Raw genomic sequence first — 15,973 nt, 5'->3', positions numbered from 1 at the left:
ACAACCGGCGGGCAGCACCCCGGTTTCTTTACGTTCCCTTGACCTCCGCCAGGACAACCTTTCCCCCGCCACCAAAGCTTCACAGGAACCCTCTGGCGCCCCCGTCACCTGCGGTTTTCAATGGTCCGCACCATGTCATTGCTTCGCGCCCTGATCAGCACCGCGCGTATGGTCCGGCACACTCCGCAGCTCTCCGCCGGGCTGCCGCCGGACCACGAGGTGCTGCTCGACGCCCCCGACGACCGGCTCGGACCCGCGCTGGTCTCCGCCGCGCTCGGGGAGTACGAGCAGGCGGCGAAAGTGCTCGCGGCGACGCGGGAGACCGCCGCGTGGGAGGACCGGGACCGCTACGTCATGCGGCTGGCCGCGTTCGCGCACGGCCGGGACGGCTGGCTCGCCGCCTGGCTGCACGCCGCGCCGCACGATCCGGACGCCTTGCTCGTACGGGCCGAACTGGCCGTGCGCCGGGCCTGGGACTCGCCGGCCCGCGCCGAGCTGCTGCGCGAGACGGGGCCGCTGATCGACGCCGCCGCGGACGGCGATCCGCGCGACCCGGTGCCGTGGCGCGTGGCGCTGGACCACGCGCGGGGCACCCACGCCCCGCACACCGCGTTCGAGGCGCTGTGGGCGCAGGCCGTACGCCGCAGCCCGCACCACTACGGCTGCCATGTCGCCGCCCTCCAGTACCTCTCGGCCCACTGGTACGGCTCGCACCAGGAGTGCTTCGACTTCGCCGAGAACGCGGCGCGGGACGCGCTGCCCGAATCGCTCGTGCGGGCGCTGCCCGTGCGCGCGGCCTTCAGCCGGCTGCTGAGCGGCACGCCGGGCGCCGTCCACGGGGACCGGATCGACACCGCCGCCGATCTCGCGATCACGGTCTCCGCCCGGTACGGGGCGGGCGACCCCTGGCCGGCCGAGGTGCGCAACCTCCTCGCGTACGTCCTGGTGGAGCGGGGCCGGTGGGCGGCGGCGCTGGAGCAGTTCCGGCTGATCGGGCCGTACGCGACGTCCTTCCCGTGGACGAGTTTCACCGACGATCCGCTCGGCCTGTTCCTCGAAACACGGGACGGCGTACGGATCCAGGTGGCCTCGACCATGCCTTTGCGCAACCGGGCCGACCGCGGAGGGTCCCACGGCCATTACGCTTGACCGTTGTGACCACCGCACGCCTCCCTCTCTTCCCGCTGAACGCGGTGCTGTTCCCGGGCCTCGTCCTGCCGCTGAACGTCTTCGAGGAGCGGTATCGCGCGATCATGCGTGAGCTGCTGAAGACGGACGACTCCGAGCCGCGCCTGTTCGCCGTGGTCGCCGTCCGCGACGGGCACGAAGTGGCGGTGACCGCCCCGGGGATGCCGGAGGGGACGTCGCCGCCCGAGCGCGGTCCCGCCGACGGCTTCGGCCCCGATCCGCTCGACGCCTTCCACCGGGTCGGCTGTGTCGCGGACGCGGCCACGATCCGGGAGCGCCCCGACGGCACCTTCGAGGTGGTCGCCACCGGCACCACCCGGGTCCGGCTGCTCTCCGTCGAGGCGAACGGCCCGTATCTCACGGCGGAGCTGGAAGAGCTGCCGGAGGAGCCCGGGGACGGCGCGACACCGCTCGCCGAAGGGGTCCTGCGGGCCTTCCAGAGCTACCAGAAGCGGCTGGCCGGGGCGCGGGAGCGCTCGCTCTCCCGGATCGAGGACCTGCCGGACGAGCCGTCGGTGGTGTCGTACCTGGTGGCCGCGGCGGCCGTGCTCGACGTCCCGGCGAAGCAGCGGCTGCTGGAGGCGCCGGACATCGCGGCCCGGCTGCGCGAGGAGCTGAAGCTGCTGCGGTCGGAGACCGCGGTGATCCGGCATCTCCCCTCGCTGCCCGCCGTGGTGCTGACGCAGGGGCCGACCCACCTCAACTGACCCGCCGGCCGCACCGTCCCAGGGGAATCCGCGCATGGCGAAGGACATGGCGAGGAACATGGCGAGGAACATGGCGAAGAAGTCCAGGAAGCAGCAGCAGTCCGGCGGGACCCCCGCCACGGTCGCGCTGACGGCGGCGGGCACCGCGTACACCCTGCACGCGTACGAGCACGACCCCGCCTCCCCGTCCTACGGCGAGGAGGCCGCGCGGGCGCTGGGTGTCTCCCCCGACCGGGTCTTCAAGACGCTCGTCGCGGACGTGGACGGCGAACTCACCGTCGCCGTCGTCCCCGTCGCCGGTTCGCTGGACCTCAAGGCCCTCGCGGCGGCCGTCGGCGGCAAGCGCGCCACCATGGCCGACCCGGCGGCGGCCGAGCGGACGACGGGGTACGTACGGGGCGGCATCTCCCCGCTGGGCCAGCGCAAGCGGCTCCGTACGGTCCTGGACGCCTCGGCCGGGGCGCATCCGACCGTGTGCGTCTCGGCGGGCCGCCGCGGCCTGGAGGTCGAGCTGGCCCCGGGGGACCTGGCGGCGCTCACCGCGGCGGTCATGGCCCCGATCGGCCGCGTCTGAGGCTCATGCCCGGGACCCGCGTCCGAGACTCACGCCCGGACCGCGCCCGGGGCTCGCGCCCGGGGCTCGCGCCCGTCACTTCTCCGAGGCGCCCCACGACGGGTTCTCGGCCGGATTCTCGGCCGGATTCCCGTCGCCCCGCTGGGGCGCGGCCCCGTACGGGGTGTGCCACTCCCACTCCGGTTCCGGGTCGCGCGGGCCGAACAGGCCGGTCAGCGCGAGGTGCACCACCATCGCGGCGATCGGCCACGCCAGCAGCGCGCCCTTCGCCTGGAGTTCGAGCGGCGCCTCGAAGGTGACGCCCTTGCCGACCTGCTTGGCGTGGGCCACGACGTCCGACGTCGGCCCGAGCGACGCGCCGAACTTCCACGCCACCACCGAGCCCAGCAGCCCGCCCAGCGCCAGCCCCACCACCAGCGCGATCCCGCCGCTCCGGTGAAGGAGGAAGACCAGGCCCGCGGCGACCGCGCCGAAGGCGAGCGCCAGCAGGAGGAACGTACCGTCGGCGGCGATGGCCTCCTCGCCCTCCGTGTCCTTCAGGTAGACGGCCGTGGCGTTCGAGACCAGCGGAACGCGCGGCGCCAGCCACACCCACAGCAGCCCCAGCAGCAGCCCCGACACCATGAGGGCGGCCAGCACCACCGCCGCCTGCCGCATCTCGGTCTTCATGTCGGGCCCCTTCTCCGCGTCGGCCGCGGGATCGGGCGAGACCCCGGCCGACGGTGTCTGCCAGGGATCGTCGTGCTGCGGCTGATGGGGAGGCGTCAGAGGTGCGGTCACGGTGCCATCGTGCCAGGCCCCGGCGGTGGGCGCCGCATCGGACCGGCGCGGGGGGCCGCACACCGGACACCGGGCGCCGCCGCTCAGCGGACCGCGGCCCGCCGGTACGCCCAGGTCGCCACGGCCAGCGAGACGACCCCGACGGCCGCGCAGACCCCCAGGTCGAACGCGACGGCCGGCCAGTCGGGATGCGCGTCGAACGTACGGGCCAGCGCCTCCACCCCGTACGTGGACGGCAGGAGGTCGCGCGCGTAACCGATCGGACCCGGCAGCCGGTCCGCGGGCAGCACGCCGAGCAGCAGCGCCGCGGACATGCCGAGCTGGCCCATCAGGGTGGCCAGTTCCTGACGGGGCGCGAGCAGGCCGAGCGCCGCGCCGAGCCCCGCGAGGGCCGCGCCGGCGAGCGGGACGACCGCGGCGAGCACCCACAGGTGGGTGAGCGGAAGCTGGAAGAGCACGCTGCCGGTGACGGCCGTGACGGCCGTGCCGGGCACGGTGAACGAGGCGTACGCGCCGGCCGCGCCCAGCACCACCGCGGCGGGCGGCACGGGCAGCGTGGCGTAGTGGTCCAGGCCGCCGCTCGCCCGCAACTGGCCGAAGTACTGGGCGAGCAGGTTGAGCGCCACGAACGCGACGACGAGCACGCTGGACCCGGCGACGACCGCCCGCGCCTCGGCGCCGCCGTCCACGACGCCCCGCATCAGGATCATGATCCCGACGGACTGGAACGTCGCCACGAAGAGCAGCGGGATCCGGGCGACCCGGGCCCGGGAGAGCTGGGCGCGGTAGACCGCGGCGAGCGAGGGCAGCAGCCGCGCCCGGGGCGCGAGGGGTGCGGGCGCGGGTGCTCCCCCGGCCGCCCCGGCGGTGGTGTCCTTCGCCGTCCGGATCCTCCCGGCCACGGCCTCCGCAGGCACGATGCTCACCTGGCGCTGCTCCTGTTCGGTACGTTCGGGTCCGCTCGTCGCGGATCCGGGGCCTGCCCTACGGGTGACGGCCCCCGGGCGGCTTCGCGTCGCGTCACCGGGCCCCACCCTGTCACGGGGCGCGCGGTCGCGGGGCGGCTCCCGTAAATGCCCCCGGCGCTCACGCGCTCACCCGCGCTCATGCCTTCACCAGTCCCTGCGCCCGGCCGCCGAGCGCCAGATAGACGTCCTCCAGGCTCGGCGTCGCCAGCGTGAAGTCGTCCAGCGCCGCGAACGCCGCGCCGCCGGTCACCGCGGCGACGGCGGCCCGCGCCTCGTCCGGCGCGAGCCGGAGCACCCAGCGCCGCCCGGACTCCTGCGCGGAGCCGCGCAGCGCGGCGACCTCGGGCACGTCGAGCGGGGCGCGCTCCCGCCATACCAGCTCGACGCGGACCTCCCCGGCGACCTGCTCCTTCAGCCCCGAGGGGGTGTCACAGGCGATGACCTTGCCGCGCTCCAGCACGGCGACGCGGTCCAGCACCGTCTCGGCCTCGATGACGTTGTGGGTGACGAGCAGGACCGTCACCCCGTGCTCGGCGCGCCGCCGGTCCACGGCGGCCCACACCGCGCGCCGCGCGACGGGGTCCATGCCGGTGGTCGGCTCGTCCAGCACGAGTACGGGCCGCTCCCCCACCAGCGCGGCGGCGAAGCACGCGAGGCGCCGCTGCCCGCCGGAGAGCTTCTTCAGCGCCCGCCCGGCGATCTCGGTGAGCCCCAGCTCCGCGAGGACCTCGTCCCGCTCGGCCCGTGCCGCCCGGAGCGTGAGCCCGCGCAGCCGCCCCGTGGTCTCGGCGGCGAGCGCGACGGTCAGTTCGTCCAGCGCGGTCGACTCCTGGCCGAGATAGCCGATCAGCCGCGAGGCCCGCTCGGGATGGCGCACCAGATCGTGTCCGAGGACCTCGACGGCGCCGGAGTCGGGCCGCATGAGTCCGGTGATCTGCCGTACGAGCGTGGACTTGCCGGCGCCGTTCGGCCCGAGCAGACCGAACAGCTCACCACGCCGCACTTCGAGCGAAATCCCGTCCGTGGCACGCACCTCGGGCGTCCCGGGGGCCCCACGGCTGCCGCGCGCGGCGGGGTACGTCTTGACCAAGTCGCGCACCACGCACACCGTACTCACGAGAAACGACCATACGGGGTGGGCCCTGAGCGGTTTTTTTCGGGTCTCGGACGGTCACGCCGATTCGGCGGCCCTGACGTCGATCTCGCGCCAGAAGCCCGCCCGGATCGCGTACCGGTCGTGTTCGTCGATCTGGTCGTCCTTGTGGGCCAGCAGCCCGAAGCGCGCCGCGTACCGCAGCAGTTCGCCGTCGATGCGGTGCGGGACGCGGGGATACATCACGGAGAGCTTCTGCACGTGGCCGCTCTCCGGCAGGCGTTCCATCCAGCGGCGGGCGAAGACCTGGCCCACCTCGAACGGGTCGCCGCCGACCGTCGTGATGTCCTCCTCCCGGTCCGCCCACCGCTGCTCCGCGCTGGTGAGCTGCGCCAGGGTGGGCAGGGAGGCGGTCTCGGGCGGCTCGCCCGAGGGGCCGCTCCCCGGGCGTTCCACCCAGCCCTTGTCGGAGGACCAGCGGAGCGTCGCGCCCGCGGCGTGCTGGGGCTGCGCCGGGGCGGGCCCGCGGTCGGCGCCGGGGGCGCGCAGGCCCGCCAGGTCCTTGGGGGTGGGGACGGCCTTGCCGGGCGGGGGCGCGGGGTGCGGCTCCGGGCCGCGGGCGGCGGGCCCCGGGGCCGACCCGTTGCGGCCCGGGGGCGCCTGGACCGGTGCCTGGGCCTCCGCCGCGCGCTCCGCCGACGCCGCGAGCGCCGATTCGGGCAGCGGCGCCGAGAGGATGGCCGCGATCTCCGGGCGCGGCGTCGGGGCGGGCGCGCAGACTCCGCCGAGGTCCTTGGCGCGTACGGCCTTGGTGATCCAGGCGCGGTCCAGCACGCGGCGCTCGTCCGCCTCGGCGACCAGGTCCTCGGACTGGTTGTAGTCACCGTCGGCGGCCTGGACCGCCCAGAGGTGGACGGCGACGCCGTGTTCCTTGGCCGACATCAGGCCGGGGAGCAGATCACCGTCGCCCGTGACCAGCACCACGTCGGAGCAGGCGCGATTTCTGGCCAGTTCGGTGAGTTCTGCATGCATCGCCGCGTCGACGCCTTTCTGCGCCCAGCGGCCGTCGCTTCTCGTGAGGGCGCCGAGGCGGACCGTGACGCGCGGCATCACGCGCAGCCTCCGGTGCTCGGGCTGTGGGACCCGGTCGGGGGCGCCGTCGAACCAGTAGATACGGAGCAGCGGCTGTTCCGTATCGGCCTGGGCACGCTCCCTGAGGCCCTGAATCAGGGCGGAGTGGTCGACCGTGATCCGGGATCTGGCCGGCTCTCCGGCCAGCAGGCTCGCGGCGGCGCCCAGCAGGTAGCCGGCGTCCACCAGGACGACGCAGCGGTCCACGCGTTCCACCCTCTTTCGGGAACCTCGGGGTCGGGGTATCGGGAGTTACTGCGAGTTTGCTTCGAGTCTGCCCGACAGCAAGGGGCTTAACGTCCGGAACTCGATCATCGGCGTGGCGGATCGGCGACGGATCACCGGTGAAGCTGTCATGGGCCGGCCCCGGGACAGCCCCGGAACGGCCCCGGGGCGACGGCGGGGCACGGCTCCTGGGTACCACTACACACCGCAATGATCCAAAGTGCGGCGTTTCGCGCCCTATGTGAGTCTGAACGGGGCCCCTGGTCCTCAAAGAACCGCAGGAGGCAGTGCCATGGCCAAGAACAAGAACCGGGATCGCGGCAACAAACAGCACGCCCGCTCGGAGTCGGAGCGCGGCACGCAGGAGTCGAGGTCCTCGTCGATGGAGGACACGTCCGACCAGGTGGAACAGAGGATCACACCGTCGGATGTCGCCCACAAGCGGCAGAAGCGCTTCGGCCACAACTGACACCCGTACGAGCGTAGGCACGCGCAGGGGCGCGCCCGGAGAACCGGGCGCGCCCCTCCTCGTTTCCTCAATAAGGACGTCCGGTCAGCCGGCCAGGCAGGCCGGGCCGAGCAGGACCTTCAGGTCGCCGAAGAGCGCCGGGTCGGGCTGGACCCGGTGCCGGTCGAGGCGGAGCACGGTGGTCTTCCTGGCGCCCTGGAGCTTGATCCGGACCTCGGAGTTGCCCCGGTGGTGGCTGAGGATCTCGCCGAGCCTGCTGACCATGGGCGGGGTGAGCTTGACCGTGGGGATGGTGATGGTGACCGGCGCGTCGGTGCCGGCCGAGGAGACGTCGGGGACCTGGAGCTCCATGGCGACGAGCCGGGGGATGTCCTCGCGCTTGTCCAGCCGGCCCTTCACGAAGACGACCGTGTCCTCGACGAGCTGGGTGGAGACGAGCTGATAGGTCGCCGGGAAGAACATGCACTCGATCGAACCGGCCAGGTCCTCGACGGTGGCGATCGCCCACGCGTTGCCCTGCTTGGTCATCTTGCGCTGGAGGCCGGAGATGATCCCGCCGATGGTGACGACCGCGCCGTCCGCGTGTTCCCCGCCGGTGAGCTGGGAGATCGCGGCGTCCGACTTGTCGGACAGGACGTGTTCGATGCCGAAGAGCGGGTGGTCGGAGACGTACAGGCCGAGCATCTCGCGCTCCTGCGCGAGGAGGTACGACTTGTCCCACTCGATGTCGGAGAACTCGACGTCGAGCCCGAAGCCCGGCTCGCTCGTCTCCTCGTCACCGCCGCCGAAGAGGTCGAACTGCCCCTCGGCCTCCTTGCGCTTGACCTGGACGACGTTGTCGATCATCGGTTCGTGGTGGGCGACCAGGCCCTTGCGGGTGTGTCCCATCTCGTCGAAGGCGCCGGCCTTGATGAGCGATTCGACGGTGCGCTTGTTGCAGACGACCGCTTCGACCTTGTCGAGGAAGTCGGGGAAGGTGGCGTACTTCCCCTTCGCCTTGCGGGACCGGATGATCGAGTCGACGACGTTCTGGCCGACGTTGCGGACGGCGGTCAGTCCGAAGAGGATCACGTCGTCGCCCTGCGCGGCGAAGTTGGACAGCGACTCGTTGACATTGGGCGGGAGCACCTTGATGCCCATGCGCCGGCACTCGTTGAGATAGACGGCCGACTTGTCCTTGTCGTCCTTGACGGAGGTCAGGAGCGCCGCCATGTACTCGGCCGGGTAGTTGGCCTTGAGGTACGCCGTCCAGTAGGTGACCAGTCCGTACGCGGAGGAGTGCGCCTTGTTGAACGCGTACCCGGCGAACGGCACCAGGACGTCCCACAGCGCCTTGATCGCCTCGTCCGAGAAGCCGTTCTTCTTGGCGCCGGCCTCGAAGAGGACGAAGTTCTTCGCCAGTTCGTCGGCCTTCTTCTTGCCCATCACGCGGCGCAGGATGTCGGCCTCGCCGAGTGAGTACCCCGCGACGATCTGGGCGGCCTTCTGCACCTGCTCCTGGTAGACGATCAGGCCGTAGGTGAGCCCCAGCACCTCCTTGAGGGGCTCCTCCAGCTCCGGGTGGATCGGGGTGATCTCCTGGCGGGCGTTCTTGCGCTCCGCGTAGTTCGTGTGCGAGTTCATGCCCATCGGGCCCGGCCGGTAGAGGGCCGAGACGGCGGAGATGTCCTCGAAGTTGTCGGGCTGCATCTGGCGCAGCAGGGATCGCATGGGGCCACCGTCGAACTGGAAGACGCCGAGCGTGTCGCCCCGGCAGAGCAGTTCGTACGTCTTCGGGTCGTCGAGCGGCAGCGAGAGCAGGTCGAGTTCGACGCCCTTGTTGGACTTCACCATCTTGACGGCGTCGTCCATGATCGTCAGGTTGCGCAGGCCGAGGAAGTCCATCTTCAGCAGGCCGAGCGACTCGCACTGCGGATAGTCCCACTGTGTGATCGTCACACCGTCGGTGTGCCGGACCCAGACGGGGACATGGTCGGTGATCGTCTCGCTGGACATGATCACGCCGGCCGCGTGCACACCCATCTGCCGGACCAGGCCCTCCACACCCTTCGCGGTGTCGATGACCTTCTTCACGTCCGGCTCGTTCTCGTACATCCCCCGGATCTCGCCCGCCTCGCTGTAGCGCGGGTGCTTGGGGTCGGTGATGCCGTTGAGGTCGATGCCCTTGCCGAGGACGTCGGCGGGCATCGCCTTGGTGAGCCGGTCGCCCATCGCGTACGGGTAGCCCAGCACCCGGGCGGAGTCCTTGATGGCGTTCTTGGCCTTGATCTTGCCGTACGTGCCGATCATGGCGACCTTGTCGGCGCCGTATTTCTCGGTCACGTACCGGATGACCTCACCGCGCCGGCGCTCGTCGAAGTCGATGTCGACATCGGGCATGGAGATGCGCTCGGGGTTGAGGAACCGCTCGAAGATCAGTCCGTGCTCGATCGGGTCGAGGTCGGTGATGCCCATGGCGTACGACACGATCGAACCGGCGGCGGAGCCACGGCCGGGGCCGACCGCGATGCCGTTGTTCTTCGCCCACATGATGAAGTCGGCGACCACGAGGAAGTACCCCGGGAAGCCCATGTCGATGATGATGCCCATCTCGTACTCGACCTGGCGCATCCGGTCTTCCGGGATCCCGTTCGGGAAGCGGCGGGCCATGCCGCGCATGGTCTCCTCGCGGAACCAGGAGACTTCGGTGAAGCCCTCGGGCACCTCGAACTTGGGCATCAGGTTCCGCTCCTGGAACCAGCCCTCGGTGTCGATCTGGTCGGCGACCAGGCGGGTGTTGGCGCACCCCTCCTGCCAGGCGTCGGAGAGGTCCACGGCGTACATCTCGTCGGTCGACTTGAGGTAGTAGCCGGTGCCGTCGAAGCGGAAGCGGTCCGGGTCGGAGAGGTTCTTCCCGGTCTGGATGCAGAGCAGCGCGTCGTGGGCGGTGGCCTCGTTCGCGTACGTGTAGTGGGAGTCGTTGGTGACCAGCGGCGGGATGCCGAGCTTCTTGCCGACCTCCAGCAGCCCGTCGCGCACCCGGCGTTCGATCTCGATGCCGTGGTCCATCAGCTCCAGGAAGTACCGGTCCTTGCCGAAGATGTCCTGGTACTCGGAGGCGGCCTTCACCGCCTCGTCGAACTGGCCGAGCCGCAGCCGCGTCTGGAGCTCACCGGAGGGGCAGCCGGTGGAGGCGATCAGGCCCTCGGACCACTTGGCGATGGTCTCCTTGTCCATCCGGGGCCACTTCTGGAGCCAGCCCTCCTTGTACGCGTCCGAGGAGAGCCGGAAGAGGTTGTGCAGCCCGGTGCTGTTCGCCGCCCAGATCGTCTTGTGGGTGTAACCACCGGAACCGGAGACGTCGTCCCGCTTCTGGTGCGGCTGGCCCCACTGCACCTTCCGCTTCAACCGCCGGGACTCGGGCGCCACGTACGCCTCGATCCCGATGATCGGCGTCACGCCCGCCTTTTTCGCCTGATGGAAGAAGTCGTAGGCCCCGTGGAGATTCCCGTGGTCGGTCATGGCGATATGGGACATGCCCATCTCTTTGCACGCCGTGAACATGTCCCCCAGCCGCGCGGCACCGTCCAGCAGCGAGTACTGGGTGTGGACATGCAGGTGCGTGAACGGCGGCTTGGTCACGGCGGGGGCCTCCAGTGAGCGGACGACACGGTGGTTACCCGGGGTGACCCCGGGGGTCTCCCCGGGCTGCGGACAGTCCGGGGGAGACAGCCCCGAAGTCTACGTCGCGCGACCGACAGCGGACGGGCACCGGGGCCGTCCACGAGGTGACGCCGGGGCCGTCCGTGAGGAGACGCCGGGGCCCGCCGGACGGCCGCCCGGGCGCGCCGGAGACGGGCACTCGCGGGCCGCTTCGCGCGTTGCCCCTCCGAGGACGCGCCGCGCCCTTCGAGGGGCAGCGTCGCCCCGTAGTCGTCCGTCCACCCACCGCCACCAGGAGGCACCCCGCGATGTCGGTTCCGCGACCCGTCGAAGAAGCCGAGGAGCAGCGCGGAGAGGAGATACTCGCCGTTTTCGACACCGCGTTCGGTGAGCTCCTGGCCGCTGATCCAGCAGCCTTCCGGGTGAAGTTCCGGAAGATGGCGGCCTCCGCGTTCGCCTTCTACCGGGGTACGGCGTGCCTGTTCTACAACGATCTGGCGCGGGAGGGGGCCGGGGCGGGCACCGGGGCCGGGGCCGACGCCCCGTTCCTCGACGAGCGTACGGGCCGGGTGTGGATCCACGGCGACCTGCACGCGGAGAACTTCGGCACGTACATGGACGCCAACGGCCGGCTGATCTTCAACGTGAACGACTTCGACGAGGCGTACATCGGCCCGTTCACCTGGGACCTGAAGCGGTTCGCCGCCTCGCTCGCCCTGATCGGCTACCAGAAGGCGCTCAGCGACGCCCAGATCACCGAGCTGGTGGAGATCTACGCGGGCGCCTACCGCGAGCGCGTCCACGCGCTGGCGACGGGCGCGAAGAACGACGAGGTGCCGCCCTTCACGCTGGACACGGCCCAGGGCCCGCTGCTCACCGCGCTGCGCTCGGCCCGTTCGCTGACGCGCTTCTCGCTGCTGGACTCGATGACGGAGATCCGGGAGTACGAGCGGCGCTTCGCGCCCGGCGACGGCTCCATCGAGCTGGACGCGGCCACCCGGTACAAGATCCTCGCGGCCTTCGACGGCTATCTGGAGACGCTGCCGGAGTCCAGCCTGACCCGTCCCGACTCGTACCGCGTCAAGGATGTCGTGGGCCGGCGCGGCATCGGCATCGGCTCGGCGGGGCTGCCCTCGTACAACATCCTGCTGGAGGGCAACAGCGACGCCCTGGAGAACGACGTCGTGATCTACCTGAAGCAGGCGCAGACCCCGGCGGTCTCCCGGCACATCACCGACGGGGCCGTCCGCGGCTACTTCCAGCACGAGGGCCACCGCACGGTGATCTCGCAGCGGGCCCTCCAGGCGCACGCGGACCCCTGGCTGGGCTGGACGGAGCTGGACGGGGCGGGGCAGCTGGTCGCGGAGGTCTCGCCGTACGCGGTGGACCTGGACTGGTCGGACCTGGACGACCCGGAGGAGATAGCCGCGGTCGTCGCGGACCTCGGCAGGGCGACGGCGACGATGCACGCGGCGGCGGACGACGAGAGCGGGCACTCCCTGGTGCCGTTCTCCACGGAGCGCGCCATCGACGCGGCGATCGCCGCCGACGAGGACGGCTTCGGAGCGCTGCTGGTGGAGTTCGCGCACAGGTACGGGGCGCGGGCCAGGGCGGACCACCAGATCTTCGTGGACCTGTTCCGCAACGGCCGGCTGGCGTAGGACACCGGTCAGGCCGCCGGTCCCGGTGGCGGATTCCGTGATGCTTTAGGGATCGCTTACCGGGACCCATGGCACACTCGGCGACGATGGACATATCCGGGACGCGGCTCAGAGCGGCGCGGGCAGCACTCTTCACGGCACTGGTCGTGACGCTGTCCGCGGGCTCGCACGTGCTGCTGTCCCGGACCCCGCTGCCGCTCTCCCTGGTCGCCGGGCTCGGCGCCGTGGTGTTCGCGCTCAGCTACGCGGCGGCGGGCCGCGAGCGCGGCTTCTGGCGGATCGCCGCCCTGCTCGTCCCCCTCGAACTGGCCGCGGACACGATCTTCACCAGCGGCCAGCGCGTCTGTTACGGCCCCTCGGGCGGCCCCGTGGCGGGGTCGCTGCGCTCGGTCGGCCTCGACGTCCTGTGCGGCGGCGCCTTCGGCACGCCGCTGCCCGGGGTGGCCTCGTCCCGGTCCACCGCCGCCGCGCTGCTGGACTCCCCCGATCCCGCCCTGCCGTGGCTGCTGCTGGCCGTCCATGTCTCGGTGGGGCTGCTCGCCGCGGTCTGGCTGAGGCACGGCGAGGCGGCGCTCTCCCGGCTCGTACGGGCCGCGGCCGTGAGCGCCTTCCGGCCGCTGCTGATCGCGTGCGCCGTGGTCTCCACGGCCGCCCGGGCGGTACGGCGCGCCGCGCGCCCCACCGGCCGCCCGCGCCCCTCCCGTCACCGGCTCCTCGTCCACTCCGTGGGACGGCGGGGCCCGCCCGGAGCGGTGCCCGCCGCCGTCTGAGGCTCTTCCCGAGCCCGCGCGGCCGCGCCCCCTCCCCTCCCCAGCCGCACCACGTCATCACACGGAGCCAATCACCATGAGCGCACGCAACAGCAAGGCCAACAAGGAAGCCGCCCGCGAGCGGCTGCGCGCCGAGCGCGAACGGCAGGCGAAGAAGGACAAGGTACGCCGCCAGCTCGTCGTCATCGGCTCGGCCGTCGCCGTCCTCGCGATAGCCGGCGGCGTCGGCTTCGCCGTCGTCCAGTCCAACAAGCCCTCCCACTGGGAGACCGCGAAGGAAGAGAAGTCCGTCGTCGCCCCCAAGAACACCGAGGGCGCGAACGGCACCACCGTGGTCATCGGGAAGCCGGACGCCAAGAAGACGCTCGAACTGTACGAGGACTCCCGCTGCCCCGTCTGCGCGAACTTCGAGCAGGCCGTCGGCCCGACGGTCCAGAAAGACCTCGACGCCGGCAAGTTCAAGATCAAGTACATCGGCGCGACCTTCATCGACAACTCCGACAACGGCGAGGGCTCGAAGAACGCCCTGTCGGCGCTGGGCGCGGCGCTCAACGTGAGCCCCGAGGCGTTCCTGGAGTACAAGACGGCGCTCTACTCGGCGAAGTACCACCCCGAGGAGTCGCAGGACAAGTTCGCCAAGGACAGCTACCTCCTCGAAGTGGCCGACTCGGTGAACGCGCTCAAGGGCGACGCGACGTTCAAGAAGGACGTCGAGAGCGGTACGTACGACGCCTGGGCGATGAAGATGTCCGCCACCTTCGACAAGAGCGGCGTCCAGGGCACGCCCACCCTGAAGATGGACGGCAAGAAGCTCACGAGCCCGGGCAGCGACAACCCGCCGATGACCGTGGCCGACTTCGACACCGCGATCACCGCGGCGCTCAAGGGCTGACGGAACGCCGCCCTGCGGACCGCCCGCGACGGCCGGTCCGCAGGGGGCTCACGGCTCAGAGCGAGTCGATGAAGGCGAGCCCGGTCCGCCAGGTCTCCTCGGCGGCCCGCTCGTCGTAGTCCGGCAGCTCCGGGTCGGTGTAGAGATGCCCGGCGCCGGGGTAGCGGTAGACCTCCACGTCCGCCCCCGCCTGCCGCATCCGCAGGTACCAGGCGGTCAGCCAGTCGTGCGGCTCGAAGGGATCGGGGTCCGCCACATGGAGCTGTACGGGAAGCTCGTCCACGGACGCGTTCTCCGCGATGTCGGACGTACCGTGCAGGAGCAGCAGCCCGCGCGCCTTCGCGTCGCCCAGCGCCAGGTTCTGCGCGATGGAGCCGCCGAGCGAGAACCCCACGTACACCAGTCCGCGCTCGGAGTACGGCGCCGCCGCCAGCACCGCCCGGCGCAGCAGTTCCTCCTTGCCGATCCGGTCCTTCAGCGCCATTCCCTCCTCGACGGTGGAGGCGGTTTCCCCCTCGAAGAGGTCGGGCACGCGCACCTCGTGCCCGGCGGCACGCAGCCGGTCGGCCGCCGCGTGCACCGCGGGGCGCACCCCGTAGACGGAGTGGAAGAGCATGATGTTCATCCGGACATCCTGCCAGCCCGTCCGGACCCGACCGAGAGACCCCGGCCCCACGTGAGGGCCACGTAGGAGAATGATGGAGAACGCACTGCGCCCGCTGATCGTGCTCGGCGGCACGGTCCTGCTCACCCTGGCGCTCGGCTGGGCGGTGGACCTGCTGCTGCGCCGCGCGGACGACCGCCACCCCGAGACCCCGCTGTGGGGCCTGCTGCGGCGCTGCGGGGTACCGCTGCAGGTGCTGCTGCTGACCGCCCTGCTGCGCGGCACGTACCGCGAGACCGGCTGGCAGCTCATCGAGGACTACCACACCGACATCGGCCGGGCACTCTCCCTGGTGATAATCGCATCGGGCGCCTGGCTGGTCGTACGGGTCGTCTCCGTGATCGTCGAGTCGTCGTACGCCCGCTACGCGTCCACGACCCGCGACCCGGCCCGGGTGCGCCGGGTCCGTACGCAGGTCACGCTGATGATGCGGATCATCATCGCCGTGGTCGTGGTGGTCGCGGTCGCCGCGATGCTGCTGACCTTCCCCGACCTGCGCAGCATCGGCACCTCGATGCTGGCCTCCGCGGGCATCATCGGCATCGTCGCCGGTGTCGCCGCCCAGTCCACGCTCAGCAATCTCTTCGCCGGGTTCCAGATCGCCTTCGGCGACATGGTGCGCATCGGCGACACCGTGGTGGTCGACGGCGAGTGGGGCGTGGTCGAGGAGGTCACGCTCACCTTCCTCGCCGTACGGACCTGGGACGAGCGGCGCATCACCATGCCCGTCTCGTACTTCACCAGCAAGCCCTTCGAGAACTGGTCGCGCGGCGGGGTCCAGATGACGGGCACGGTCTTCTTCCAGCTCGACCACTCCGCGCCGGTGCCGCTGATGCGCGAGAAGGTCCAGGAGATCCTCGCGGAGTGCCCGGCGTGGGACGGCCGGGACTGGAGCCTGGCCGTCACGGACACCACCCCGACCACGATCGAGGTGCGCGCGGTGGTCACGGCCAAGGACGCGGACGACATCTGGAAGGTACGCTGCGCCGTACGGGAGCAGATGGTGGCCTGGCTGGCCGCGCACCACCCGTACGCCCTGCCGAGGATCGTGGGCGAGGTCGCCACGCCGTCGGCCGCCCGGAGCCGGGTCCCCGCGACCAGGGAGCCCGGGGAGGAGACCGACGCGGGCCGGGAGGCCGACACCGGCCGCGGCTGACGGACCCGCGGGACCGGGGCTCCCTGATGCCGCGGTCCCGCGGTCCGCGGTCC

General features: G+C 71.6%; 14 protein-coding genes. 8 read left to right on the top strand and 6 right to left on the bottom strand.

What is annotated here, in order from left to right; genetic code table 11:
- Window positions 1–120: 120 nt before the first annotated feature.
- From ACFTZC_RS37100 to ybaK, 3 genes are all read left to right on the top strand, one after another.
- Complete coding sequence (locus ACFTZC_RS37100; protein ID WP_382897794.1) at window positions 121–1,149, top strand: hypothetical protein; 1,029 nt, start codon at window positions 121–123, stop codon at window positions 1,147–1,149.
- Between the two features lie 5 nt (window positions 1,150–1,154).
- Window positions 1,155–1,895 (top strand): LON peptidase substrate-binding domain-containing protein, encoded by a 741-nt coding sequence (locus tag ACFTZC_RS37095; protein ID WP_382897792.1) that lies wholly within the window; start codon window positions 1,155–1,157, stop codon window positions 1,893–1,895.
- 70 nt (window positions 1,896–1,965) lie between these two features.
- Window positions 1,966–2,469, top strand: coding sequence for a Cys-tRNA(Pro) deacylase (gene ybaK, locus ACFTZC_RS37090; protein ID WP_382897856.1), 504 nt, complete (start codon window positions 1,966–1,968; stop codon window positions 2,467–2,469).
- A 75-nt stretch (window positions 2,470–2,544) separates the two neighbouring features.
- Here ybaK and ACFTZC_RS37085 read toward each other — a convergent pair whose 3' ends face one another.
- The 4 genes from ACFTZC_RS37085 to ACFTZC_RS37070 form a co-directional block, all read right to left on the bottom strand.
- Window positions 2,545–3,249 (bottom strand): DUF2567 domain-containing protein, encoded by a 705-nt coding sequence (locus ACFTZC_RS37085; protein ID WP_382897789.1) that lies wholly within the window; start codon window positions 3,247–3,249, stop codon window positions 2,545–2,547.
- 83 nt (window positions 3,250–3,332) lie between these two features.
- Window positions 3,333–4,175: an ABC transporter permease gene (locus tag ACFTZC_RS37080; RefSeq protein ID WP_382897787.1), complete on the bottom strand. Its 843-nt coding sequence runs from the start codon at window positions 4,173–4,175 to the stop codon at window positions 3,333–3,335.
- 178 nt (window positions 4,176–4,353) lie between these two features.
- Complete coding sequence (locus tag ACFTZC_RS37075) at window positions 4,354–5,325, bottom strand: ABC transporter ATP-binding protein (protein ID WP_382897854.1); 972 nt, start codon at window positions 5,323–5,325, stop codon at window positions 4,354–4,356.
- Window positions 5,326–5,388: 63 nt separating this feature from the next.
- Window positions 5,389–6,657 (bottom strand): NYN domain-containing protein, encoded by a 1,269-nt coding sequence (locus tag ACFTZC_RS37070; RefSeq protein WP_382897784.1) that lies wholly within the window; start codon window positions 6,655–6,657, stop codon window positions 5,389–5,391.
- Window positions 6,658–6,958: 301 nt separating this feature from the next.
- On the opposite strand from ACFTZC_RS37070, the gene ACFTZC_RS37065 reads away from it, so the two are divergent.
- Window positions 6,959–7,135: a hypothetical protein gene (locus ACFTZC_RS37065; RefSeq protein WP_365806568.1), complete on the top strand. Its 177-nt coding sequence runs from the start codon at window positions 6,959–6,961 to the stop codon at window positions 7,133–7,135.
- A gap of 84 nt (window positions 7,136–7,219) precedes the next feature.
- Here ACFTZC_RS37065 and dnaE read toward each other — a convergent pair whose 3' ends face one another.
- Window positions 7,220–10,756 (bottom strand): DNA polymerase III subunit alpha, encoded by a 3,537-nt coding sequence (dnaE, locus tag ACFTZC_RS37060; protein ID WP_382897779.1) that lies wholly within the window; start codon window positions 10,754–10,756, stop codon window positions 7,220–7,222.
- A gap of 329 nt (window positions 10,757–11,085) precedes the next feature.
- Between dnaE and ACFTZC_RS37055 the strand changes: the two genes are divergently transcribed.
- The 3 genes from ACFTZC_RS37055 (at window position 11,086) to ACFTZC_RS37045 (ending at window position 14,100) form a co-directional block, all read left to right on the top strand.
- Complete coding sequence (locus ACFTZC_RS37055; RefSeq protein ID WP_382897777.1) at window positions 11,086–12,438, top strand: DUF2252 domain-containing protein; 1,353 nt, start codon at window positions 11,086–11,088, stop codon at window positions 12,436–12,438.
- Between the two features lie 86 nt (window positions 12,439–12,524).
- Window positions 12,525–13,208, top strand: a complete 684-nt coding sequence (locus tag ACFTZC_RS37050; RefSeq protein WP_382897776.1) for a hypothetical protein — start codon at window positions 12,525–12,527, stop codon at window positions 13,206–13,208.
- Window positions 13,209–13,284: 76 nt separating this feature from the next.
- Window positions 13,285–14,100: a DsbA family protein gene (locus ACFTZC_RS37045; RefSeq protein ID WP_382897774.1), complete on the top strand. Its 816-nt coding sequence runs from the start codon at window positions 13,285–13,287 to the stop codon at window positions 14,098–14,100.
- A 55-nt stretch (window positions 14,101–14,155) separates the two neighbouring features.
- Here ACFTZC_RS37045 and ACFTZC_RS37040 read toward each other — a convergent pair whose 3' ends face one another.
- On the bottom strand, window positions 14,156–14,725 hold the full coding sequence (locus ACFTZC_RS37040; RefSeq protein WP_382897771.1) for a dienelactone hydrolase family protein: 570 nt from the start codon (window positions 14,723–14,725) through the stop codon (window positions 14,156–14,158).
- Between the two features lie 73 nt (window positions 14,726–14,798).
- Here ACFTZC_RS37040 and ACFTZC_RS37035 point away from each other — a divergent pair, with 73 nt between their 5' ends.
- A complete protein-coding gene (locus ACFTZC_RS37035; protein ID WP_382897852.1) occupies window positions 14,799–15,920 on the top strand; it encodes a mechanosensitive ion channel family protein in 1,122 nt (373 codons plus the stop codon).
- Window positions 15,921–15,973 lie beyond the last annotated feature (53 nt).

The sequence above is a fragment of the Streptomyces sp. NPDC056987 genome (assembly GCF_042673865.1).
Classification (GTDB): Bacteria; Actinomycetota; Actinomycetes; order Streptomycetales; family Streptomycetaceae; genus Streptomyces.
Note: the sequence above shows the minus strand (reverse complement) of the source record. Positions and strands in the feature narration are given on the sequence as shown.